Source organism: Rhodanobacter glycinis (genome assembly GCF_006438785.1).
Lineage (GTDB): Bacteria > Pseudomonadota > Gammaproteobacteria > Xanthomonadales > Rhodanobacteraceae > Rhodanobacter > Rhodanobacter glycinis_A.
On record NZ_RCZB01000001.1, the window covers coordinates 906,362 to 929,662 of the forward strand.

Genomic DNA, 23,301 nt, shown 5'->3' on the forward strand with positions numbered 1-23,301 from the left:
CGTGGTATCACACATGGGGTCCAGTAGTGGACCCACAACAAGCCGGTTTGTTGCCGATAAATCAAACTGTTATGTGATGTTCTTAATGTAGAACCTAACATTTTACATAATATACATTATGCGAAATTATAGAGGATCGGTAGCTGCGCAAATAACTAGAACACTCTCGCCCTGCTGACGACTGTCTAACGACGACGAACTGCCCCAGCAGCAACTAAAAACCCGCCTCCTAGCAGCCAACAAACTGCCGCATAGTCGCTGATCGACCAACGATGTGCCTCATTCTCGCCGTCGTCGCTAACAAACCGCCGCGAATTAAGCCGGAACAACTGTTTCCGTTATGTGGCGCCAACTGGCTTTGTTACTCCGTCACACTTTGCCCGCTCTCCGACCGAATATCATTTTCAGTTGCTGAATGTGGCCACGAAATCTGGGCCAAATTGATTGACAATATGGGACGTTCCAGCCGCGACTCGCTTTTTCTTCCCGGGCGTAGGCTTTATCTTGGAGCCTCAACGAATCGATTTGCCGTCGCCCACCTTGAATACACTTGGTTGCTGACCCTAGAAGTACACAGCTATGACCGAGCTCGCTGCTACTGATTCACGGGGGAACCCGGCCGAAGCTCGCCGAGTCAGGCTGCTTGCCTTCGGCTGGCCCACGTCAATCGAGGCTGGGAAGCGCGCCACCAAGAACCCCAGCAACGCCGGTCAGTGGGCGAAGGATGCCCGGGAAGGTGGGCGCTTGCTTGGGGTCTGGGACGACGTCCAGCATACATACCGTCATCCTGACTTTCAGTTTGCTGCCGACGGTTCCATCCGCCCCGAGGTGCAAGAGCTGCTCGCCGTGATGGCCGAGCATCCGGATTGGACACCCCGGTCCGACCCTAACGGTTGGCGACGCACTTATTGGTTGTACCAGCCTTTCCGCTCGTTGAGTCGTAGAGCGAACGCGTTCGCAACGGCGTACCCTCTCGGCGTCGATCATGCCCTGCATGGCAGCCCTGAAGGCGCATTGGCAATGATCAGTCAGTGGATCGAGACCGCGACGCGCCGGGATGCACAGGCCCGTAACCCGGCCGACGTTTTTGCTGAGGACCCACAGGCCGTGATCGAGCTCGCTAGCAAAATGGCGGCCATGGCGCGGTCTGACCGTGACATTGAGGGTCAGCGGTACCAGCCTAATAGTCGCTGACCAACCAACGATGTACATCTAACAAACCGCCTCGGAAATCCGGTGGTCATATCGTGTGCTCAAGCAAAGTCGCGCAAATAAGTGGGCACTCGCTCGGTGACTTGGCCTCAAGCCTTTCATCGACAACCAATCATAAGTGATTGGTTCTGAAGAATTAGCTGAACCTAGCTAAAATTAGCAAGAAGAGCAAAAGCGTGCTAATTCCTGCTGGACGGCGATAGGCTACCGGCGGGCTCCAGGCGGATCTCGTTTCTTTCTAGTACCCGATGGCTTCACCTTGGGGCTCTCCAATTTAGTGCGTAACGCCGCTTCACGCAGGGTTGCCGCCTGCAGCGCCTGCTGAGCCGCGAGCAAGGCGGCGGGAAGACCGTCCATTCGTGTCAGTTGCTGCTCCAGGGCGTTTGCGCGAGCTCGGTGTTCGGTGGCCAAGTGCTCGGCGGCACGGGCCGACGCCACGGCCGTTTCCAGCCGTGCGGCGACTGCCGAGGCTTCGCGTTCCTTCTGTCGCAGCGTCGCCCGGAGCGTCTTGGTTTCTTCCCGGGCCCGATCGATTTCCGTGTGCGCGCGATCCTCGACGGCGCGGACATGGGTCGCTTGGGCTTCCCGTTCGGAGGTCACCGCACTTTTGTGCGCCTCGAACGCCTCGCCGAGTTGCTCCACACGCTGTTGCAACCCATCGCGTTGTTGCAGGAGCTCCGCCAGTTGGCCGGCCTGTTGCTCGACGAGACGTTGGATATCCGCCAGTCGCGTTTCAGCCACCTCACGGGCCTGATCCGCGCTCTGTGCCTGCCCCTGGGCTTCGGCGAGCGCGATGTCCCAGAGCTTGCGTTCTTGCGTGAGCGACGATTGCGCGGCCAGCAGGGCGTTCTGCTCGTGAGCGAGTGCAGTCTGAGCCAGCGAACCCGCCTGGGCCATGGCGAGGCGCCAAACCTCGGTAAACGCCTGCCCCACGTCGGCCGGCAGCTCGGGCAACACGAGCACTTGGCTCAGTCGTGTGGCGAGCGCGCCACGCCAGGTGTCCAACATGCGGGTCACCGTATTGGGCGAGCCCGTGCCGAGCTGCGCCCGAATTTTCTCGACCGTCGGCCGCTCGCCGGCGGTCACGAGCGCGTCGGCCGCGGCGCTGACCTGGTCTTGGGTGATGCCTCTGGCCATTGCTGGTGTCTCCCTGATTGGCGCCCTGCCCGCTGGTTGACGTACTGGTGATAAGTGATGATTATCGTGGCTAGGCGCCCTATTCTGTAGTATACATTACATACTATGAAAGATAATTCTCTGATTCCTACCCTCGCCCAGCCGGGTTCCAGCCTGACTCTGCCGATCCAGCTGGCGCAGCAAGCCGCCGATGCCGTGCGCGAACTGCTGGCGGAAGCCGCCGCCGCCAACACCACCCGCAGCTACGCCAGCGCCCTTCGCTACTGGGCCGGCTGGCACGCGGCGCGTTACGGCGTGGAATTCAACCTGCCGGTGCCGGAAGCGACCGTGCTGCAGTTCGTTGTCGACCACGTCGTCCGTCGCTCGGCCGAAGGCGAACTCGCCTGGGAGCTGCCGCCGGCGGTCGATCGGACGCTGGTGGCCGCCGGCCTCAAGGCCAAGCTCGGCCCTTGGACGCTGGCGACGGTCCGTCATCGGGTCGCGGTGCTGTCGACCGCGCATCGGCTCAAGCAGGTGCCGAACCCGTGCGAGCAGCCGGCAATCCGCACGGTGCTCAGCCGCGCCGCCCGGGCGGCCGTGAAACGCGGCGTGCGGCCGCGCAAGAAGACCGCGATCACCCTGGCGGAACTCGAGACGATGCTGGCGACCTGCGATGACACCCTCGAAGGGATTCGTGACCGCGCCCTGCTCTGCTTCGGCTTCGCCAGCGGTGGCCGCCGGCGCAGCGAGATCGCCGCGGCGGATCTGCGCGATCTGCGCCGGATCGGCCCGCAGGGTTATATCTACCGGCTGGAGCACAGCAAGACGCAGCAGGCCGGCGTGACCGCCTCCTCGACGCCGGACAAGCCCATTCTCGATCGGGCCGCGCAAGCCTTGGAGGCCTGGCTGAGTGCCGCGGGGATCACCGAGGGGTCGATGTTTCGGCGGCTGTGGAAGCAGCGGGTCGGCCCTGCACTCTCCCCAGCTGCGGTAGGCGAGATCGTGCAGCGCCGGGCGAGGCTCGCGGGTCTGGAGGGGGACTTTGGCGGGCACAGCCTGCGTTCGGGGTTCGTGACCGAGGCCAGCCGCCAGGGCGTCTCGTTGCCGGCGATCATGGCGATGACGGAGCACCGAGCAGTGTCCAGCGTCATGGGGTATTTTCACACGGGCAGCGCGGCGGACAACCCGGCAGCGCACCTCCTCGACGAATCTTAGGTGAAGCATTAGAGCGCGGGTCCCGGATGAAGCGATCTCCTCCATAGCCCGAACGCAATATTGTCTGCATTCTATCGGTCTTGGCTATTCCGTCGTCCCAGGGCCTTCATGACCAAAAGCAGTAGCCGTCGCATATATCGGTCATGATTGAATTGTGCCTAGTACTATTTCCGCTGAATTTTGAGAGGAGTAGTGCCGGCACTCTGTCCGGCGCACCCGGTCGAGTGTTTTGCTTGAAGAACCGATAAGCGGATACACACCGGGAGAATGGGCGTGCAAGCGCGTGCGCGCCATTCTGACGGGTCGACGGATTCTGAGCCGTCCAAATTGATTGCTAGGGAGCGTACATGTACAGGGGATTCAACCTTTCTCTCGACCGCGAACTGACGCAGTTCGAGGCATACCGCGCCACGGGCGAGCAATTCATGAAGAAGCGCTGGCCAAAGCTTGAGCCAAGCCTCGCCAAGTTGAGCGGCAGTGACGCCATTGATGGCGACAAGATAATGCAGGACTGGTTCCAGCAGGTCGACGCCAACGTGTTTATTTCGCACTCACACAATGACCTTGGGCTCGCGCATGGCTTCGCGGGCTATCTGCACAAGGAGCTTGGCCTCACGCCGTTCGTCGACTCTTTCGTGTGGAGCAGCGCCGATGGCCTCCTCAAGGAATTCGACGAGCTTTATTGCCGGTCCGAACTTGGCAGCGATTATCGATACGAGTACAAAAAGCGGAACTACTCAACCAGTCACGTGCATATGATGCTCGCCGCGTCGCTGAGTGAGGTCATCGATCGCTGCGAGTGCATCATTTTTCTCAATACGCCTGAGTCCATCGAGGTCAAGGATGCTAAGGAGAGGGCTGAGGAGAAAACAGCCTCGCCCTGGATTTACCACGAGCTCAACACCAGTCGCCTGATTCGCCGCAACCCTTTGTCACGACCGCGTTTCGCAAAGAAAACGGCACAGCGTGAGCACATCACGATGGATAGCGCGAGCCTTGAAATGCACGTCAATTACAAAGCGCCCGTGGCCCACCTCGCCAGCATAGGCGTTGTCGACCTTGGCGCGTGGCAGGTCGACGTGCGCAAGGCTCGCGAGACTCTGGGAGACTCCCTGGTCGGCGCCATGGCACTCGACATCCTCTATGAGCGGGTTCCCGATCCTAACCCCAGACTCTTGGGCGGTCGTTGATCCAAAAAAGCGGTCCTTATGACTTGAGAACTTTCTAGGCAACACGCATCTTGCGAGCTGATAGGAGCGGGTCATGCGTCAGGGGGGCGTTGCGCGCGAGGCACAACAACCCTTGGGAACAACAACATCGATAGGGGCGAGGCGGGATGGGAAAGTGGACGAAGAGGGGTGGCATTGTTTTCACCGCATACAGTTCGTTGTTCGGCATCAGCAAGACGGTCACGTTTGTCCTGCCGTTCACCAAGACTTGGCTGGATAACGTCTCGGTCAGTATCGCCATCGGTGTTATCGGTCTGCTTATCGGGCTGTGGCGATTAAGAAAGCCCACCAGTGTCTCATGGAAGGTCGCCACCACGGATTCCACTATCGAGGTGTGTTTCGGAAACCTCTTCGACCAGGACGGCATTCGCCTCATCCCGGTCAACGATTACTTCGACAGCAAACTTGGCAAACCGGTTGCTCCGAAATCCCTCCACGGCCAACTTATCGAACGCGGGTTCGGTGGTCACCCGGACGCGTTCGACCGAAGCGTAGACGCCGAACTTGCAAAGACATCCTTTTCGGTCATCACCACAGCACAGGGCAAGGACAAGGTGTATCCCGTCGGCACCACCGCGATGGTCGAGGCTGCCAAAGAGCGGTACCTCCTCTTTGCCCTAGCTAAATCGGACCCCATCGACCACAAGGCGACCGCCGACGTCCCGCAAATGTTTGTCGCACTTGCTGCCGCCTGGCATCGTGCGCGCGCTGAATCAAACGGCGAGACCGTCAATGTTCCTCTCGTTGGCACCGGTCAGTCGGGGGTCGATCTTCCGACCCGGGAAGCATTGAACGCACTCATCTTGTCCATCATTACCGCGACAAAGGCAAAGCGGGTTGCAGGCCGCATCCGCATTGTTCTTTACGACGACCGCAAGGACGCGGTGGATCTTCGTGACGTCAAGAAATACTGGAGCGTGCAGTAATGGCCTACCGCAACGGCACCTACATCGCCTTTCACGCCAACGGCACGAACATTCCGGGCGGGAATTCCGACATTGATTACTACAACCTGATGAAGGCGTGGGCAGAGCTCAACAGGGAATTTCCCCTCGTCAACAGCCACGAGAAGACCGGTCAGATCCGGGATACGAGCGCCAAGGAGACTCTGCGCCGCTCTCTCCTTGAGCGCCTGCGAAACTCGAAGAACATGGTCCTTATCCTCGGACCCACGACCAAGGCCGACACCGACTGGGTGCCATTCGAGATTGTAAAGGCGGTTGATGACTATCGAATTCCCATCATCGCTACCTACACCAAGGTCACGGCGCCAATATATATGCCCACCAGTTTCAGCCAATACTGGCCGCCCGCGCTCGAAAGCCGTATCAGGAACAACACGGCCCACGTCATCCACATCCCGTTCAACAAAAAGGCGTTGCTCGACGCCATCGGCCAGTTCGGCCACGACGCCCTCCCACGAGGAGGCGGCTTAGGCATCTACAACACGGAGGCGTACCGCAACTTTGGGTATCCCGGCTGACTCCGCTGCTTGACCTATTTGCCGGCCGGGCAGGATTCGCGATAAGGCACTGGCATTGCCGCTGCTCCACCGACCGCGGAGGCGCGCCCTTCCGTGCCAGCGGAACATACATTGTCAGCTTATGCTCGGCTTCCCCCCACTGATGATGATGAATCGTGCCCTATGACGGCGCGAGCTGCGGATGATTCTAACGTAGGAACAACACTACTCCGTTTCAGTCGTCTTCCCAGGCTCCCTAGAGTTTTCTGATTCAAATGTTCTTGAGGCCGTGCCGCAACTCCCGAGCGATGGCATCGGTCTGCGCTATCGATAGCTCATCGACTCTGCCCCACCTTGTCCCGCCGCCGGCTACTGTACCGGCCACGTGAAAGTGCGCATGACCAATCGACTGATGTGCCGGCATTCCGTTGTTTTGCCATACCGTGATGCCTGGCCGGTTATACGTAGCATCAATGACCCGCGCCATACGCATGACTAGAACCCCGAGGTCCGCCGCCTCTTCCTCGGTCACGTTCAAGATGGTATCCCGGTGCGCGCGGGGAATCACCAGCGAGTGTCCGACGCCTCGCTGCTCCCGGGTCACGAGCACCGCCGAAAGAGAGGTGGTGAGAAGAATTGTGTATGGCCGCTTGCCGCTGAGGTAGTCGCAAAAGGCGCAACGGTCGGCATGCGGCATCTCGATGGACATCTTTAAGGGCTTCCTTGTGGGCGAGAAATGGTCGCCCCTATCATGCCTGCCAGCCTGCAATGCATGCTCGCGATCAACATGCCGCAAAGCGCCAATTGACCGTGACGGCAGGCCCCAGTCTACGCCTATGGCTTTTGGCCACTGGTCCATGACAAAGCCTATTTCGGTCCATCAGGGTCCCGGAACACACCATGCGTAACCTGGTGCAGGCATGCGACTGGGAACGCCGCGAAACAAGCCGCCGACAACTCACGCAGTTTTAGCAGCCGATTACCGAATGCTGGAACGTCGATCGCCGTTGCAGGTGACCACGACACCGCCAACCTTGAGCACTTCCAGCTCGGTCACGCCGTCACGTGCACTCATTCGATAGACGGTACCGCCTGCGCCGGAACACTTATAGCCATCGGGCAATGCTTCGCCGTACAGGTAATGAACCTTAAACCCGGGCAACTCCACGGGCCGGCGAAGAGAAGCAACGTCGATCCGAGGCGAAGGGAGCGGTTCACTCGATCGAGCAGCCTCCATGCCGGCCGTCCCGTCACGAGCGTGAGCGAAGATGTAGCGATACATCGGCACCGTCGCGAGCACGAGCAACACGGCAATAGCGTAGTACGTCCCTGCTCGCATGATTCCCCCGAATCCAGCTGGCAGCATAGCGGAAAGCCAAGGCACGATTCCCCCTTGAGGACTCGAACCACCCTCCTCCTCTCACGTGTCCTCTTCGCTTTCTTCGCCGCGATATGCGGGTGGACCGACCAGTCGACGCCACAAGGGCACGGTCCGACTCCTCACATAGTCATAGCCGGTTCCCACCGACGCCCAGACCGACTTGTTCACCGTCAGCGTGTGCGTAAGAGAATCAATAACCAATTCCTCCAATCCATCACGCGCAGCCATGATGGAGCCCACAACCGGCGACTCCGTATGCTGCTTCACGAAGGTAGCGTCATTGAGGTCGAAGTTCTCGCCCGTGCACGCTTGCCGAAACAGGACTCTGGCTTCACCGCAGTCGTCGTTCAAGTACTCGCAGCGGCGAAGCAGAGCGATCTCGCGCGTGAGATGTGACAGACGGCGGATCAAAGCGAGGGCCTTTTCGCGATCGCATGTGTCCGCGGTGTGGAAAGCGATCGCATCTTGTTCAACGCCCGCGATCTCCGCCCTCAGATCCGTCAGTCGCGTCGATCTATCCTTCCTCAGTTCCCGGTGATTTTGTTGGTCGCTTACGACGACCCAGCCGATAATTACGGTGAGCCAAGCTATGAGCCACCCTAATGTGGACCACACCCTCAGACAGCTCGCGTGATGTAACTGCGAATCTCGCGGACAAGGGAGTCATCGACCGAGCGCAGATTCAGGCGTTGCAGGAGGTCGGCGGCCTTGAAGCCACAAAGACGCACGAGGCCACCAAAAGCCTCCTCCAAAAACGACGAGCCGTAGCCAAGCGCGCCATCTAGCTCAATGGTTAGGGCCTCTTGGTTCTGTCGCAGGCGAGGTAGAAGCACCTCATCCCTAAACGCTTGCCCGCTGAAAGGACCATCTTCCTTAAAGCGACCAGCTGGGAACCTGCTGAAGTCTCTGGCAACGTCCACGACTTTCTCACCTGACATGTTGATCGTCCCGAAATGGGAAGCTCCACACCAATATTGTGCCGAGTATCGAATACTTAAAGTTGTGGATGTGTATCGCCGGCATCAATGAAGGGTTTGAGTACTGGAGGCTACCGCGATTGCTGTATACGCGAAGTCGACTTCCATCAACCTCCTCCAACACCCGCGTAATGTCGGAGAATCCCATGCCGCGGTGCTCTTCCTCAGTCCTCGTCCGGCGCATTCGAAGCGCCGCCTTGATCATTCGGCCATCTGTCATACGCCGGTCGCCAAACATCCGATATAGGACATCCGCCCAGATCTCAGGATGAGTACGTGGCAATGACCTGGGGATACCGATGCCCAGGTCGCAAACCGCCACATAGAGAGAGTGTTTTTCAGGCCGGCAGAACATCCACCATTCCTTGGTGGGCTCCAATTCTAACCCATCCAAGCGCTTCGCGAGATCGCTGTGGTGGGTTACGTTGGTCACGGCTTCAGTGACGCTCCGAAACAACCTGCTCGCCGTTTCACTGGATAGTCGCCCAATCTCCTCGATCAGCTCACCCATTTTCGGGCCGTCCACGTTAGCACCCTGCGCCACGCGCCAGTTCACAGCATCCGGAAGCTCTGGAGCAACTGGGCTCTTGTGTCCCAACATGCCATAGACCCCAAGATGTTGTAGCGCTTGATCGACTTTTGCCACCCTACTCGGAACGCACGAGACTTGTATCTCCGGAAATGCGTCGATGAGCCTCGTCAGCTCCGCGTAAACGAGGAGCATGCCCTCAGCGTGCAGTCCGGTGGTGTAGCCAAAATCCACTCGGACTTCGCGGGCGCCAGAAGTGAACGCCGAGCGGAGGCTAGCCATGGCCCAAGCAAGCGTCTCATGCAGGGCTTGATCCGAAAGTGAAATCAACTCTGGCATGTAGATGCCCGAGACACCGTCGGTGCTCACGAAGACTCTTCCCAGAGTCTCAGGCGTCCGCCGTGACACTCGGAGCCGCTTGAGACTCTTGCGAAGTCGCTTCGCCCCGATGCGCTTCGCCTTCCAGCGCCGCAGATTTCCCTTTCTGCCCATGTCCCCCACGTTCCAGCAGCTGCAACGACAGGTTTGCATTCTATATGACCGCTGGAAGGCAAAACCGTAGAAGGGCTCCGGGGCCGGCTGAATAGGCCGACTACCGACCTTATCGCTCGATCATCGCGCCAATCTGAGCCTCGATTTGAGAAGTCTCAGCCTGGTAGACGGCGAAGATCCAGCTGACATCCATCCACGACGACCGGCAGTAATGGGTGGAATCGGCCCCGCCCCTTTCCCCGATAACACAGGCTAACCGCAGGGCGTCGCGTGGATTTGCCCGAGTTTTGTAGACACTCGGGCAGCCAGATGCATCTTTCCGAATCCTGTGGCGCACCCAGTTTCAACTACGTTTCCTCGTGATCTCACTGCGCGCCCGCCCCCGCTGTCGACAGAGTATGACTAATTTCATACCAATCCTTGCGATGGCCGTTCAACAGCGTTCTATTCCGTCGCAGCCTCCGGCGCCTCAGCAACATCACACTTGTCGGTCTGGCGGAAAAATGCCAGCCCGAGGGACACCGGCACGTCATCACGCCCAAAGCCTACGACCAACCGCTGCGCTGTCGGCGACTCAAAGCCATAAGGCGGGATCGACGGGGTCAAGGTCATCGTCGTTTGCAGCTCGGGGTGCACCAAGCAGTCCGAATCTGGACACAGTTCCCCCAAAGTTGCCTGGAGCACCTCGGTACGAGCACGTGTCGTCGCATCATCCGCGCGCTTCTCGGCTGCCATCTTCAGGTCGCGCATGGCGTCATGGACTGCCTGGGCGGGTGATTGCGCGGCGATAGTCAGTGCATCCAAGGGGTATAAGGACGTGCGAAAGCGCAGGGGTTCATGGGATGCTTGGGTGGCTTCACCCGAGGCGAGCGTCGCCCGAGTGTGCAGGTGTAAATGGGTCCAGAGCGCGCGAACATCGGTCACGATCACCGCTTCTGTCAGTTGCGCGATGAATAGTGCCAACTCCAGGTTGGTACAGCGCATGACATGGTGCTGCGCACCGCGCTCACCAAAGGCCAGGATCTGCAGAAGTGCGAAGGGGTCTCGTTCGCCTTGCTGGCGTACTTCATCGATGACGCCCTGCACCTGCACATCGGACAGCCCCGGCGATGCGTCCTTGAACATCGACCGAAGCGCTTCGTCGTGCAACACCAGCAATGATCGCTCGAAGTCGTCGCGCCCAAGCCAACGAAGCTCGTCGAGGTCCTTCGGGTCCATCTGCCACTCAGCGGTCCGTTGCTCCGCCATGGTGCGCATCGCATTCTGAAACTGCGGGCTTACATCGCCCGGATCGGGGAATACCACAACCTTGCCCGCGTCGATCAGCGGCGCGAGCGTGAGCCAAAATATCGCGTTCTTCAACAGCTGCTGCTTATGCGCACCGGGGGTTGTGACGGGGCTGTACTCTGGACGCAGGTTGCGTGGGGTCAGGAATGGGTCCATCACCAGGACCTGATCGAATAGCGGCACTAGGCTAATTACGCTCATGGCAACGGTCCTTGGATCAGACGGCCCCATGTACACAGCGCGCGTTCGACCCGCCGCCGGGCGGGGAAGCAGTTCTGCCAAGTCTGTGCTTTCTGGCCATAGATACTGCGCAATGCGATGGAGGCGCGCGACTTGTTCCTCCGAAAGCCCGCGCTGCACCGAGACCCATGGGGTCGCCTGGTCCAAGCCGAGCACGCCCGTCAGCGCGCGAACGAACGCCAGGTTGCGTTCGCGCAGACTCATCACATCCCAAGGTGGGCGCTCCCATGCGGCGCGGTCCAGGCAGCACGCGCGGTACGACTCGCCACTGCCGCAAGGACAGGGGGCCTCCGCGGCCGGCGGGGCGGCCGGCGCGTCCTTGGCGACAAACTCGTGGTCTTTCGACGTGCGCCCGAATTCGTCCCGATAGCCGAAAGTGCCGTCCGCGTAGCCGATGTGGATTTCGCCGCCGAAATGCCACAATTCGCCCTCGGGCGGCCGCAGCATTTTTGCGAGCTCCGCGCGTTCGACCGGATGCTTCCGTTCGGGATATAGCCACTCGGCACGCCCTGCCGCGATGTAGCGGCTGGCCCGTGATTTGAGCCAAGCGTTGATGGCCGTCACTTGGCCGGTGTCCAGGCGGCGCGATCGAATCAGGGCGTCGGTGCGCATCAAGGTGTCGCCGAAGTGGCGTGCATTGACGCGCCTGGCCGCGAGCACGACGTCGTCCGGCGCCTTGGCATAAGAAACATGCGTCAGGATCAACAAATGGTTGGCGTCGAGCGGGAACAGAGTTTGGGTGCCGTTCCATGCGATTGGCGCGTCGTGCGGATAGGCCAGTTGCGGCGCCTTGTCGGACAAGGCGACATTGAAAGTTGTGAGCGGGTGATCCGTCACGAGGAATTTCACCCCGGCGTCCTCTGCCGACACGATCTCGCGAACGGACTCTGCCCACAAGGTGCCGAACATCTGGCGAAGGTGTTGCAACTCCACCATGAGTTCGACCTGCGACAACGCTGGATACCGGCTTCGGATCCAGTCTAGGCCCTTTGGGGTGCGCAACTTCTGCGCCCCGAGGTACGCGAAAAGCGCCTCGTACTGTCTGTGCACCTGAACCGGATCGCCACTGAGAAAGGCGCGCACCGCCGCCGCGCCGAAGTCGTCGATGTCCTGGAACAGCACCGTTTCGATCTGGTCGTTGAGCTGTTCGCCGAAGCGCGTGATGTACAGGTCCCGCTCCCAAAAGCACGCCTTGGGCGGTCGCTGGCGCGGCACGAATACGATTGGGCGGCCGTCGGGCCGACGGCCGGACGGCAAGAGATTGAGCAGCCAGTTATCGGCACCATTGACACCAAACCCGGCTTGGTACCATTCGGGCACGTAGTGGTTCTGGCGCGACGGACCTTGAGGTGAGCACGACGGACGGATGCCTCGAACCATGGGTTTGCGCCTCCGACGCGACTTCACTGCCCCATTGCCAACCTACCCACGATACGGGATAGCTGCCGGAAGAGTGAAAATAGTCGGCTTCTCAGTTTGCATTACGAGGACGACCGCTTGGGTCGGTAGTCGACACCCTACCCCCCGATAACACGGGCTATTCATTGTCATCTGCTTCTTAGCCAGAATCGATTGAGCGTTAGGATAAGCATAGGCACCGCGATCAGCATTCCAGCCTTGTTCGTCAAGGCTCGAGCGCGCCACTTGGATGGTTGTGGGCGCTGGCACGAGGGGGCGATGGCGCGTAGGCTCAGGCCACCAACAAGGGGACTTAACCATGAGCGCAGGGACGCCACCGGCAACACCGGGTACCTACACCTACCTCCGCGATCTGCCTGCAGACGCGGACCAGTTTGGCAGTCACGACCGGATTGCCCGGGGCATGGCCGACGCTGTGCTCATCAATCCAGCCCTCGGCGTCATCGGGTTGGTTGGGCCCTGGGGCAGCGGTAAGTCGACGGTGGTGCGCTTTTTCGAGCGCAACCTCAAAGATCATAAGGACATTGAAAGCTACGTGTTTACCTACGACGCGTGGCTTCACCAGAGCGACCCACCGCGCAGGGCCTTCCCCGAGGGCTTTATCCACTTCCTGATTGATTCGAAACTTGGTACCGAAAAAAGCTGGAAGGAAGAACTCGACCGCCTCAATGGCCGCATCGAAGTGACGGAAATCACCAAGACACCCTTATTGACCAAGGAAGGGGCCAGCGTCTTTATCTCATTGCTTCTGGCCCCCATCGGCCTATCCCTGCTGATGAAGTCCACCATTGAAAGTGCACTGAAACTGGAAGGATTCTGGCCATCCTTGTCAACAGGCATCATTTCGCTATTCGGACTCGCGTTTCTTGCCGCACCCCTGGTGGTTGCTGGACGGATTTATCTGAGCTGGCGACCCTGGAAAAAAGTGTTCAGCCAGAAGTTCTGGAACAAGGAAAACCTCACGGAGCACCGTGATGAGATGAAGGGCAAGTCGGTCCTTGCGATGTTCATGAGTAAAGATGTTACCAACCATCTCAATCGCATCACGCGGGACCCGATTCCGACGGCGATCGAGTTCCAGAACCTGCTTCGCACCATCATGCACGAGGTCGGCAAGCCAGCGCGGAGATTTGTCTTTGTCATCGACAACCTCGACCGGCTCCCAGCCGAGGATGCTCTGGAAATGTGGGCGACTATCCGGAGCTTTTTCCTCGGTAAATCGTCTGCTGGCGACCCTCCCTTGTACGAGCTGCCGACCGTGGTGCTACCTTTTGACGAGACGGCACTGCGCAACATCTACAAGGACGGTGTGGAGGAATCAGGCGAGATGAGCCGGACGGCCGCGTTCATGGAAAAGACCTTTGATTTGACCTTCCGGGTGACCCGTCCTGTGCTCACCGGATGGCAGGATTACGTCAAGTCACAGATGGTCCATCTTTTTGGGACCGATCTCGAAGACAGCTGGACTCGTCGCACGACTGATTTTCTGGACGCTTATTTCATTCCAACAGGTATTCCCGTTACACCGCGTCGCATCAACTCCATCCTCAACACGATTGCGGTGACCTGGCGGCAGTGGAAAATGGAAGACGTCAGCTTCGTTTCGGTGGCCTATTACTGCGTTTTCCAAAGGCGTATCGATGATGGTTTGATGATGCAAATCGCGACACCCCAGGCGTCCATTGACCAGCATGATGCAAACTGGCAGCGGTCCATTGCGGCGCTGCACTTTGGGGTTCCGCCAAAGGTCGCCTACCAGGTGTTGCTTGAGGGCCCCATCCGGGCAGCCCTGGCCAGCGAAAAGAAGGGAGAACTTGGCAAGCTGATGGAGTCTCCAGGCTTTGACCCTGTTTTTCGTCGTTTCGTGCAACAGCTGCAAAGCCCAGACAGTGTTGCCACTGAAGGTGTGGTTGCCTGTATCAACCACCTCCAGGACGCTTCGCCGGCCTTGAAGAGTCACCATGCGGAGGAGTGGGCGCTGCTGCAGCAAGCGTTCATCAAGACAAGCCGGTGGAACATGTTTGGCGAGCCATTGCGCTCGGCCAGCCTGCACCTGATTGAGCGCGGAGAGCTGCTCGAACAGAAGAAAAAAGTACTCGTGTCGACTCTTTCGCACACTATCGATGCCGTCACTGCTGCCGAGGCATCCAATGCCGAATCCCTTGGGGTGTTTTTCAACGAAATCGATGCGCGCTTCCCGGACCTTGTGGAGGGCGTTGACTCCCTAGTCATTCCCAACCCGCCGGAAACGCTCGCCCGGGTGGCCGAGCTTTGCAGTTCACATCCACAGGTCTTGGCGCGGCTATCGACTGATGCGGAAAGCGGCGCCATCTTTGGCGTGCTCGCCACCGATCTTAACCTTCTCGACGCAGAGCGAACTGAAGCCAGATTTAGGGCTGTCCTTCAGACGCGTTATGGTGAACAAGACAGGGCCTACATTGACGCAGTTGCCACACGTCTTGGAAACCCGGTCGGGCCTGGTTCTGAGACAGCGCTCCTCGCGCTTGGCCTGGCAGCTCGCGCGGGCAACAAGGCGGCTATTGAACATATCAGCCAGCTTGTGTCGAGCAATCGCCTGCTCGAGATCGTCAATGATGCCTGGACCCTAGACACCCTGCTCATTTATGCAAGGGCCAGCGTGTTGCTGCTCTTGAACAACCCGGGCATGTTCCCGTCAGCGCGCCCGGCGCTCAAACTGCCCTCCCCTGACCAGTTTTCACTCCTTGTCACGCAGGCCCTCGCTGACTTTGCCGGACCGGAGCGGATGACTTTTGGCGCGCTCTTGAACATTGTCCATGCGGCATCAGCCACTCGCTTCGTCCTCCACCCGACCCTTGCGAGATCCATCGAAACTGGCGAAGTTTCAGACTTTACCGTTGACGACCACTTCGCCAAATTTGCCTTGCTGGTGTCGGTGTTCGCTGAGCAGGAGTCCACTGCACTGTCGCGCTTGATGGCCGAACAAGCCTCGTTCTGGACAGCCATTGCGGCACGTCCTGTGGACAGCGTCTCGGTCACTCTTCTCCGTCAGCTGAGCGCGGATCCAACGTTCGCCCCGCAGGCGTTCACAACTTTGGCTTCTATCCTTGGCAAGGTACCTGAAGAGACCTGGACAGCTGCCATTGCGGGCCCGAACGATGCCACCGCTGCCATTGAGCTTTACAAGCTCCACGACCTCGGTCGCCTTGAGCTTCCCGCGCTCGCAGTCCCGCTGACCCGGACCATGGAAACAACCTTTGCATCACCCTCGCCAGAATGGCTTGCACGGTGGTTTTTCCTGGCTTTTCTCCTGCCTGACGCGAACCGCCGAACGCTTCTCAAGACCCTTCGCGACCGCATTCTGACAGTCGACCCCGCGACGCCATTGCAGCCCGTGCTCACGGCAGGCGGCCCCGCGTTGATTGAAGATGGGCGCTTCGTCGACAAAGCTGACGACTTCATTCGGCGGATCTATGCGGTATTCAAAGCGCAGCCTGAAGCAGAAACCTACTTGATGACGCAGGCCGCTGCACTTGCACCGCTCTTCAAAGGCAGTTCGGATGACACCAGGCAAGTGATCGGTGAGTGGGTTAACGGGCTTGCACGGAGTGCCACGGCCACGGAAGTAGGTCTCGCAACGGTGCTTGGTGCGAGTTGGGGAATTGAGCTCGCTGCCGAACAACAGGAGAAACACCTTTCGGAGCCAGACCAAGACAAAGGCGCCCCTTCATTCTGAATGCGTCTAACAGGCTGTTGAGAAACTACGACGCATCGTCGCGGTCACCGACCCGGACGCACGCCTGATCCGCAAGGGCAAAGGCAAGGAGGCCAAGCTGAGCTATCTGGCCAATGCCCTGATGGAAAACCGTAACGGCCTGTTGGTGGCCGTGGACGTGCGCCACGCCAGCGGCACCGGTGAACGCGACGGTGCACTGGATCTGCTGACCGCTGCCGAGGTGAAACGCGGCGCCACGCTCGGTGCGGACTAGGCACCGCGTAAACGGTGCGGATGGGACGTGCGCCCGATTCTGGTGACCGATGCCGGCTTCCATGGGCCTTGGTTCCGAGTCGTCGAGGCGATGGGCTGGCAGTGGCTAGGACGCTTGCGCAACACGACGTATCTCAAACCCGTCGAGGTACCCCCCACACCAAGCTCAACGAACGGTCGCAAGCTTTAATGATCGGATGGAATAAATCGACAGATCGACAGGCTTAGATATTTGCGCGACTTGACTTCAGCCAAAGCTGAAAAGGCCAAACTCGTTAAGAAGTAAGGTGTTATCCTAATTAATCTGACCAATTATGAAGAGGCCAATCAATGGCAATCGATCTGAAAGCACTGTCTGCCAAAAGAACTCCAAGCCCTGATCGCTGGCGCGAACGCGCAGATGCAAGAAGCGTACTCGAATCAAGTTCGCTCAGTTCGCGAAAAGATTGATGCAGTGCTCAAGTCTGCTGGCCTGTCTATCAATGAGGTCTATCCGACCCGCGGTGGCAAGAAGCCTACTGGGAAGAAAGGCGTGGTTGCTCCGAAGTACCGCAACCCCGTCAGCGGTGAGACTTGGTCTGGCCGTGGTCGACAGCCGGCGTGGTTCTCTGAAGCGCTCAAGAAACGCGCCGTCACTGCTCAGAGCCTGCTGATTGGTGGTGCTGTGGCAAAGAAAGCTGTGCCGGCCAAAAAGGCAGCGGTGAAAAAGGCCAAGAAGGCTCCCGCCAAGAAGGCCTAAGAAATACCGAATTTGAGAAACCAGGGCACCCTTCGGGGTGCCTTTTTTGTGGGTTGTGGATCGTTCTTGGCTGTTATCAACAGCCAAGCCCGGGATGTATCAATGAAAATCGCGCGACCGCACGTCCAGCCCACCGAGTAGCTCGCTCATGTCGAGCAGGCGACTGGCAATCAAATGACATACGCCATCGACAGCCTCCCAACGTCCGTCGATTCCCAGCAGCTCCGATTCCAGCAACACGCGCCGGTGGGTTTCGGCGACATCGCACCAGATGATGACGTTGATCATGCCGTGTTCGTCTTCCATCGTCAGAAACGTCACCCCGCTGGCCGTTTGCGGCCGCTGACGCATTGTGACCATGCCAGCCACACGCGCATAGCTGTTATGCGGCCGTTTGCGCAGAGTCCGTGAATCGGTGCATCGCGCTGCGCGTAATCGATCTCTGATCTGGGCCATGGGATGGGCCCCTAGCGTGAGGCCCGTCCGTGCGTAGTCCGCGAGCGTGTCCTCGGCCTGCGTCGGTTTCGGCAACGTCACCTCGATCTCTACTGGACTGACGTTGCCGAAGAGCGGCAGCTGCTTCTCCACACCGGCGATCTCCCAGTGTGCGTGATATCGGTGCCGCGACAGTCCCCGTAACGCGCTGGCCTGCGCCAGCAAGTCTTGATGGCGCTTGTCCACGGCCGCTCGCGCGCAGAGGTCCGCGATGTCGGCGAACGGGCATTGCGCGCGGGCTGCCATGATCCGCTGTGCGGCCTCTTCACTGAAGCCGCGCACCTGGCGCAAACCAAGCTGGATCGCCGGCGCTTCTTCTTCCCGGGTAATGAGCGTGTTGTCCCAATCGCTGCACTGAACGTCGATCGGAAAAACGTCGATGTCATGACGTCGGGCATCCTGCACGATCTGGCTCGGCGCATAGAAGCCCATGGGCTGGCTGTTCAACAACGCGCAGGCGAAGGCTGCCGGCTCGTGACACTTCAACCAGCAGCTTGCATAGACGATGCCGGCGAAACTGGCTGCATGGCTCTCAGGAAAACCATAGCTTCCGAAGCCTTTGATCTGCTCGAACAGCTTCTCGGCAAAGGCCGTGGTGTAGCCGCGATCGGTCATGCCGGTCAGGATGCGTTCGCGGTGCTTCTCCAATCCACCACGCCGCTTCCATGCGGCCATGTCGCGCCGAAGTCCATCCGCTTCGCCTGCCGTGTAACCAGCGGCGATCATCGCCAGCTTCATCACCTGCTCTTGGAACAGCGGCACACCCAGCGTGCGCTCGAACACCTCCTTCAATTCTTCGGACGGATAGTCGACGGGCTCTTCTTTCCTTCGTCGCCGAAGATACGGGTGCACCATGTCGCCCTGGATAGGACCTGGCCGAACGATCGCCACTTGCACCACCAGGTCGAAGAAGTTCTCCGGGCGGTGCCGCGGCAGCATGGCCATCTGGGCGCGTGACTCGATCTGGAACACACCCACCGTGTCCGCCCGCTGGATCATGGCGTAGGTGACGGGATCTTCCGATGGCAAGGTGGCCATCGAGTAGTCCTGTCCTCGCTGGTTGCGCAGCATGTTCAGACATTTCTGCACACACGTGAGCATGCCCAGGGCCAGACAATCGACCTTTAACAGGTTCATCGTGTCGAGGTCATCCTTGTCCCACTGGATGATCGTGCGATCGGGCATCGCGGCGTTCTCCACCGGTACCAATTCGCTCAGGGGCGCATCGGCGATCACGAATCCACCAACGTGCTGCGACAGGTGTCGCGGCATATCCAGGATCTCCGCCGTCAGTTTGAGGATGCGTCGGATGACCGCACTCTCGGGATCGAAACCACGCTCGCGCAACCGCTCGGCGAGTGACTCCTCACCGTCCCACCAAGCGAACACCTGGCTCAACTGATCGACTTGATCCAGCGGCAGTCCCATGGCCTTGGCCACGTCACGCACGGCGCTCTTGCCGCGGTAGCAGATGACGGTAGCCGCCAGGGCAGCACGCTCCCGCCCGTATTTGCGATAGATGTATTGAATGACCTCTTCACGACGCTCGTGCTCGAAGTCGATGTCGATGTCCGGCGGCTCGTTGCGCTCTTTCGAGATGAACCGTTCGACGAGCAGGCTCATCTTCATCGGGTCGACCTCGGTCACGCCGAGGGCGAAGCACACCGACGAGTTCGCAGCGGATCCCCTGCCCTGACACAGGATGTTCTGGCTACGCGCGAAGCGCACGATGTCGTGCACGGTGAGGAAATAGGATTCGTAGCGAAGCGCCTCGATTAGCCCCAGTTCGTGCTCGATCTGCTTGTGCACTTTCTCCGGCACACCCTCGGGCCAGCGCCACCGCGCGCCGTCCTCTGTCAGCTGACGCAACCAGCTGGTTGCGGTGTGGCCATCCGGCACGAGCTCAGCCGGATAGCGATAGCGCAGCTCGTCGAGCGTGAAGGTGCATCTTGCAGCGATCCGTGCGCTCTCTTCGAGCAAGGTCTCGGGGTAGAGTTTGGCCAGCACATGGCGGCGGCGCAGGTGCCGCTCACCATTGCGCGCAATCAATCCGCCAGCCTCGGCGATGGGTACGCGGTGTCGGATCGCAGTAAGGATGTGCTGCAAGGCCAGCCTGCGTCGGATGTGCATATGCACGTCGCCCGCTGCTACCAGAGGCAGGCCGACCTCCCGGCCGATTGCCTCCAACTCACGCACTCGCCGAGCATCGTTCGGTCCGCGATGCAGCTCGACGGCTAGCCAGGCGCGATCGCCGAATGTCTGCTGCACCCAGCGACCGTGAGCCATGTCGACAGTCAGGTCGGGAGCCCATAGGACCAACGTGCCCGGCAAGCCGGTGGCCAGGTCGGCACGCGTCAGGCGGTAGGTGCCCTTTTCTGAGGCACGGCGCCCCGTGGTGATGAGGCCACACAACGACGTGTAGCCGGCCTTCGTTTCGCACAGCACGACGATCTTCGGGCCGTCGGCGAGCTGGATCTCCGATCCGACGATCAACGGCACGCCTGTTTCACGTGAGGCTTCCAGCGCGCGGACGATGCCGGCCAGTGAGCATTCGTCGGTGACCGCCAGGGCCGCGTATCCACAGGTCTTCGCACGCTCAAACAGTTCGCGCGCACTGGATGACCCACGGCCGAAGGAGAAGTTCGAGAGGCAATGGAGCTCCGCATAGGCCGTCATGCGAACCACCCGTGGATCATCCAGCCGGTCTGCTCATCGGGCGCGCAAAACGCCCAGGCCTCCTGCCCCAAGGAAGTTTCGATGACGTAGTAGTCACGACAGACTTCGCCCCCATCCCACCAGCCGGTTTCCACGCGCTCTGGACCGGCCAGAATGATCGGGTTGCCACCGCGCAACGGAATGGGCCTTTGAAGCAGCCACGTGGGGCGCGGGTGCGGCTCGATCGGCACTTCATCATGCGTGGCCTCGCGCTGCGCACGTTCGGGCCGGGGATCCTGCGTGCTCCCCAGCCGATAGACCGCGCCATCGCCTAATCGCGCGCGCAGTCGTTCGCGCAGCTGCTCGATCGGCAACGCATTCGCCGGTCGCTCATCGAACAGATCCCGCCCCGCGGGCACGAACGCCGGCAGATCGCGGGCGATCAGGCGCAATGCCAGCACCGGCTCAGGCAGCGTCACGTGTTCCAGCCGGCCCCGTGCGAACTCGAACAACAGGGCGCCATCGCGCTCCGATGCCAGCAGCCCGACCGACACATCCGTGAAGCGACCCTCGCGATGCTCCAGGCGCAGCAGGAAGCGCTGCACGCCGCCATCGCGTCCGGCGAGATACGCCGCCAAATCATCGACCATGCGCCTCACGGGGAAGATCAGCGCGGATTGGTTCTCGACTTCATGGAGCAACTCGATGCGAAGGTCGAACGTGTCCGGCGGCCGATACAGTTCCAAGCCTGAGGGCAGGTCGCCGGTCAGGCGATCTAGCGACGCCAGCAGTTCTGCACCGAAGCGTCGACGCAACCCATCGCGTGGCAACGCCAGGACTTGGCCTAACGTGCGGATGCCCATGCTCGGCAACGCGGCGATGGCATTTGCGGGCAAGCGGCTCTTCGCGATCGGCACCCGCTGCAAGGCGTTGCGCAACGTGTCGATGGAGAGCACTGCTTGCCCGTCGGAAACCGTGGTCAGCACATGCGCGGCATGGGCCGTCGGCGCTGCCGCCATGCGGTGACGGAATCCCAGGTCGGTGAAGTCGGCGCGCAACATGGATTCAAGCCGCGGCCACGGTCCGAACAGGCCCATGCTCTTGCTGACTTCCAGCACGATCGCATGCGGCAGCAAGCTGACTTCGGAGCTGTAGCGGTATGCCACAGCAGCCAGGAACCGGAGCCACCGCGCTACCGACTCGCGGTCATACGGGATGGCTTCGAAGTGCGACAGCAGCGCTTGCGCCGCGCTCAGCCGCTGCCCGACATGCAAGCCTGCCGCTCGGGCGGCATCATTGGCAGAAACGATCGTCCGTGCGTTGACCGGTCCGTCGATGAGCACCAACGGATCGTCCGTGGGCCGGCGTCGGAGAATCCCGTCCAGCGCCAGACTTGGCAAAGTGATGCAGGCCCAAAGCATGTCTGCACGCCATCAATGGACGACACGTGGCAACGGGATCGCCTGGGCAGGCACGGCGCCGCCTCGGCATTTGCGCACCCAGATTTGCGGACGTGGCGGGGCTTCCAATTCTAGACGCAGCGCGGCCGGCGATGCGTTAGAAAGGTGGGAGCGATCACGGAACACGAAAGCGAGGGCCTGGCCTGTGACTGCGGCCACCTGCAGGCGACGCAAGGCGCGATCGTCGGCGTGATGCGGCCACGCCAACACGGCGGCGCAGCTTCCCGATCGCAGGCACTGCTCAGTGGCCCAGAGCACATCCTTCTCGCCGGCATCCACGATTTCTACGCGACGCATATCGAGGCCTTGCTGGCGCCAGCCGGCGACACAAGGCGCATACGGCGGCGACACGATCACGACGTTGCGCTGGCCTTGGGTCAACCGTGCGAGTGTGGGCAGTACGAGGCGAAGTTCGCCCACCCCATCGACGGGCAACAGGATCTCGGACAGCGAAGCCTCGGGCCAACCGCCTGCAGGCAGCATGGCATCGAGTGCACGCCAACCGGTGGGTTGGTCACCGACTGGCACCTCGGGAGCTCGACCACGCCAGACCTGACGGGCATCGAGCAAGGCGGAAAGTGGAACCACGGCGTTCATCAGCTGCCCCGCAGCAGGCCTGCAAACAGACCTTCAATCGCGAAGTCTTCGGTGGGATCCACGTCGATGGGTTTGAAGCCCGGACTGTTGGGCATCAACCGGATCACATCGCCTTTCCAGTGAAGACGCTTGATCGTGAAACGGTCGCCGTCCACACGCGCAGCCACCACTTGGCCGTGGCGGGCCACCGGCGTGGCGTGCACCGCCACCAGATCGCCATTCAAGATGCCTTCCCCGCTCATCGAATCGCCCACCACCTTCACCAAGAAGTCCGGTCGCAACCGGAAAAACGAACGAGACACGCGCACGCTGCGATCGACCCGTGACTCCGAAAACAATGGCTCACCGGCCGCAATGCGACCGATCAGCGGCAGATCCAGCGTGTCTGCATCCAGGGGGTCGACTTCACGCACCAGTCGGATGCCACGCGGTCGGTTGGGCTCGATGATCAGACGACCTTTGGCTTCCAGCGAACGCAGATGCTTCAGCACGGAGCTCACCTGCCCGATCTCCAAACCCGCGCCAATTTCTTCGAGCGTGGGCGCTTCGCCATCGCGTTCGATCGACGCACGGATGAATGCAAGAATGTTCGATTGACGGGAAGTGATCTGAATAGTCATAGGTCACGAGTTTTCGCCTAAATGGGCGAAAATGGAAGTATCAGTTTCGCCTATTTAGGCGAAAATGGCGGCAAAAGGAACTCGCTGCGTTCGGCAATTACGACGGATCAACGGCTTACGACATCAACCGTATCCGTATTCGATGACCGGCTTCGGACTCAGCCTCGCGGGTCGAGGTCTCACGGCATGAGATGGCGCCGCGATTCACT

Annotated in this window: 18 protein-coding genes and 2 pseudogenes; 9 read left to right on the top strand and 11 right to left on the bottom strand. The window is 60.2% G+C overall.

Going from position 1 to position 23,301, the window contains the following annotated elements; all coding sequences use genetic code 11:
* The first annotated feature begins 579 nt into the window (after positions 1 to 579).
* On the top strand, positions 580 to 1,194 hold the full coding sequence (locus EAH75_RS04515; RefSeq protein WP_140804486.1) for a hypothetical protein: 615 nt from the start codon (positions 580 to 582) through the stop codon (positions 1,192 to 1,194).
* A 222-nt stretch (positions 1,195 to 1,416) separates the two neighbouring features.
* Here EAH75_RS04515 and EAH75_RS04520 read toward each other — a convergent pair whose 3' ends face one another.
* Positions 1,417 to 2,349 carry a DNA-binding protein gene (locus EAH75_RS04520; protein ID WP_140804488.1) on the bottom strand — a complete coding sequence of 311 codons (933 nt, stop codon included), beginning with the start codon at positions 2,347 to 2,349 and terminating at the stop codon, positions 1,417 to 1,419.
* A gap of 105 nt (positions 2,350 to 2,454) precedes the next feature.
* Here EAH75_RS04520 and EAH75_RS04525 point away from each other — a divergent pair, with 105 nt between their 5' ends.
* The 4 genes from EAH75_RS04525 to EAH75_RS04540 all read left to right on the top strand — a co-directional run bounded on the left by EAH75_RS04525 (position 2,455) and on the right by EAH75_RS04540 (position 6,255).
* Positions 2,455 to 3,543, top strand: a complete 1,089-nt coding sequence (locus tag EAH75_RS04525; RefSeq protein WP_140804490.1) for a site-specific integrase — start codon at positions 2,455 to 2,457, stop codon at positions 3,541 to 3,543.
* A gap of 347 nt (positions 3,544 to 3,890) precedes the next feature.
* On the top strand, positions 3,891 to 4,733 hold the full coding sequence (locus tag EAH75_RS04530) for a hypothetical protein (protein WP_140804492.1): 843 nt from the start codon (positions 3,891 to 3,893) through the stop codon (positions 4,731 to 4,733).
* 197 nt (positions 4,734 to 4,930) lie between these two features.
* Entirely contained in the window at positions 4,931 to 5,698 is a 768-nt protein-coding gene (locus tag EAH75_RS04535; RefSeq protein WP_206666196.1) for a macro domain-containing protein, read from the top strand.
* The gene (locus tag EAH75_RS04540) at positions 5,698 to 6,255 is read left to right on the top strand and encodes a TIR domain-containing protein (RefSeq protein ID WP_140804494.1); all 558 of its coding nucleotides are present in this window, start codon (positions 5,698 to 5,700) and stop codon (positions 6,253 to 6,255) included. Before EAH75_RS04535 ends, EAH75_RS04540 begins: the two co-directional genes overlap by 1 nt.
* Before the next feature lie 250 nt (positions 6,256 to 6,505).
* On the opposite strand, the gene EAH75_RS04545 is transcribed toward EAH75_RS04540, so the two are convergent.
* The 6 genes from EAH75_RS04545 to EAH75_RS04570 form a co-directional block, all read right to left on the bottom strand.
* The gene (locus EAH75_RS04545) at positions 6,506 to 6,943 is read right to left on the bottom strand and encodes an HIT family protein (RefSeq protein ID WP_140804496.1); all 438 of its coding nucleotides are present in this window, start codon (positions 6,941 to 6,943) and stop codon (positions 6,506 to 6,508) included.
* Positions 6,944 to 7,213: 270 nt separating this feature from the next.
* Positions 7,214 to 7,573, bottom strand: coding sequence for a hypothetical protein (locus EAH75_RS04550; RefSeq protein ID WP_140804498.1), 360 nt, complete (start codon positions 7,571 to 7,573; stop codon positions 7,214 to 7,216).
* An 81-nt stretch (positions 7,574 to 7,654) separates the two neighbouring features.
* Positions 7,655 to 8,026, bottom strand: coding sequence for a hypothetical protein (locus tag EAH75_RS04555; protein ID WP_140804500.1), 372 nt, complete (start codon positions 8,024 to 8,026; stop codon positions 7,655 to 7,657).
* A gap of 206 nt (positions 8,027 to 8,232) precedes the next feature.
* The gene (locus tag EAH75_RS04560) at positions 8,233 to 8,553 is read right to left on the bottom strand and encodes an STAS-like domain-containing protein (RefSeq protein ID WP_140804502.1); all 321 of its coding nucleotides are present in this window, start codon (positions 8,551 to 8,553) and stop codon (positions 8,233 to 8,235) included.
* Positions 8,543 to 9,490 carry a hypothetical protein gene (locus tag EAH75_RS04565; protein ID WP_140804504.1) on the bottom strand — a complete coding sequence of 316 codons (948 nt, stop codon included), beginning with the start codon at positions 9,488 to 9,490 and terminating at the stop codon, positions 8,543 to 8,545. Before EAH75_RS04565 ends, EAH75_RS04560 begins: the two co-directional genes overlap by 11 nt.
* A gap of 567 nt (positions 9,491 to 10,057) precedes the next feature.
* Complete coding sequence (locus EAH75_RS04570) at positions 10,058 to 12,520, bottom strand: DUF4238 domain-containing protein (protein ID WP_140804506.1); 2,463 nt, start codon at positions 12,518 to 12,520, stop codon at positions 10,058 to 10,060.
* Between the two features lie 337 nt (positions 12,521 to 12,857).
* Here EAH75_RS04570 and EAH75_RS04575 point away from each other — a divergent pair, with 337 nt between their 5' ends.
* From EAH75_RS04575 to EAH75_RS04585, 4 genes and pseudogenes are all read left to right on the top strand, one after another.
* The gene (locus EAH75_RS04575; protein WP_161596286.1) at positions 12,858 to 16,274 is read left to right on the top strand and encodes a P-loop NTPase fold protein; all 3,417 of its coding nucleotides are present in this window, start codon (positions 12,858 to 12,860) and stop codon (positions 16,272 to 16,274) included.
* Positions 16,275 to 16,314: 40 nt separating this feature from the next.
* Positions 16,315 to 16,524: pseudogene (locus EAH75_RS19885) on the top strand (IS5/IS1182 family transposase); the annotation flags it as partial.
* Positions 16,525 to 16,551: 27 nt separating this feature from the next.
* Positions 16,552 to 16,680: pseudogene (locus tag EAH75_RS20130) on the top strand (IS4 family transposase); the annotation flags it as partial.
* A gap of 246 nt (positions 16,681 to 16,926) precedes the next feature.
* A complete protein-coding gene (locus EAH75_RS04585; protein ID WP_241668887.1) occupies positions 16,927 to 17,265 on the top strand; it encodes an H-NS family nucleoid-associated regulatory protein in 339 nt (112 codons plus the stop codon).
* 99 nt (positions 17,266 to 17,364) lie between these two features.
* Here EAH75_RS04585 and EAH75_RS04590 read toward each other — a convergent pair whose 3' ends face one another.
* The 4 genes from EAH75_RS04590 to lexA are packed head-to-tail and all read right to left on the bottom strand — an operon-like array spanning position 17,365 to position 23,092.
* Positions 17,365 to 20,436: an error-prone DNA polymerase gene (locus EAH75_RS04590; RefSeq protein ID WP_140804510.1), complete on the bottom strand. Its 3,072-nt coding sequence runs from the start codon at positions 20,434 to 20,436 to the stop codon at positions 17,365 to 17,367.
* A complete protein-coding gene (locus tag EAH75_RS04595) occupies positions 20,433 to 21,836 on the bottom strand; it encodes a Y-family DNA polymerase (RefSeq protein WP_140804512.1) in 1,404 nt (467 codons plus the stop codon). The genes EAH75_RS04590 and EAH75_RS04595 overlap by 4 nt, the downstream gene beginning before the upstream one ends.
* Before the next feature lie 12 nt (positions 21,837 to 21,848).
* The gene (imuA, locus tag EAH75_RS04600) at positions 21,849 to 22,472 is read right to left on the bottom strand and encodes a translesion DNA synthesis-associated protein ImuA (RefSeq protein WP_140804514.1); all 624 of its coding nucleotides are present in this window, start codon (positions 22,470 to 22,472) and stop codon (positions 21,849 to 21,851) included.
* A complete protein-coding gene (gene lexA / locus EAH75_RS04605; protein WP_140804516.1) occupies positions 22,472 to 23,092 on the bottom strand; it encodes a transcriptional repressor LexA in 621 nt (206 codons plus the stop codon). Before lexA ends, imuA begins: the two co-directional genes overlap by 1 nt.
* Positions 23,093 to 23,301 lie beyond the last annotated feature (209 nt).

Coding starts and splice junctions, on each gene's coding strand:
- EAH75_RS04515 (WP_140804486.1), top strand. CDS start 580: ATGACCGAGCTCGCTGCTACTGATTCACGGGGGAACCCGGCCGAAGCT.
- EAH75_RS04520 (WP_140804488.1), bottom strand. CDS start 2,349: ATGGCCAGAGGCATCACCCAAGACCAGGTCAGCGCCGCGGCCGACGCG.
- EAH75_RS04525 (WP_140804490.1), top strand. CDS start 2,455: ATGAAAGATAATTCTCTGATTCCTACCCTCGCCCAGCCGGGTTCCAGC.
- EAH75_RS04530 (WP_140804492.1), top strand. CDS start 3,891: ATGTACAGGGGATTCAACCTTTCTCTCGACCGCGAACTGACGCAGTTC.
- EAH75_RS04540 (WP_140804494.1), top strand. CDS start 5,698: ATGGCCTACCGCAACGGCACCTACATCGCCTTTCACGCCAACGGCACG.
- EAH75_RS04545 (WP_140804496.1), bottom strand. CDS start 6,943: ATGTCCATCGAGATGCCGCATGCCGACCGTTGCGCCTTTTGCGACTAC.
- EAH75_RS04550 (WP_140804498.1), bottom strand. CDS start 7,573: ATGCGAGCAGGGACGTACTACGCTATTGCCGTGTTGCTCGTGCTCGCG.
- EAH75_RS04560 (WP_140804502.1), bottom strand. CDS start 8,553: ATGTCAGGTGAGAAAGTCGTGGACGTTGCCAGAGACTTCAGCAGGTTC.
- EAH75_RS04570 (WP_140804506.1), bottom strand. CDS start 12,520: ATGGTTCGAGGCATCCGTCCGTCGTGCTCACCTCAAGGTCCGTCGCGC.
- EAH75_RS04575 (WP_161596286.1), top strand. CDS start 12,858: ATGAGCGCAGGGACGCCACCGGCAACACCGGGTACCTACACCTACCTC.
- EAH75_RS04585 (WP_241668887.1), top strand. CDS start 16,927: ATGCAAGAAGCGTACTCGAATCAAGTTCGCTCAGTTCGCGAAAAGATT.
- EAH75_RS04590 (WP_140804510.1), bottom strand. CDS start 20,436: ATGACGGCCTATGCGGAGCTCCATTGCCTCTCGAACTTCTCCTTCGGC.
- EAH75_RS04595 (WP_140804512.1), bottom strand. CDS start 21,836: ATGCTTTGGGCCTGCATCACTTTGCCAAGTCTGGCGCTGGACGGGATT.
- imuA (WP_140804514.1), bottom strand. CDS start 22,472: ATGAACGCCGTGGTTCCACTTTCCGCCTTGCTCGATGCCCGTCAGGTC.
- lexA (WP_140804516.1), bottom strand. CDS start 23,092: ATGACTATTCAGATCACTTCCCGTCAATCGAACATTCTTGCATTCATC.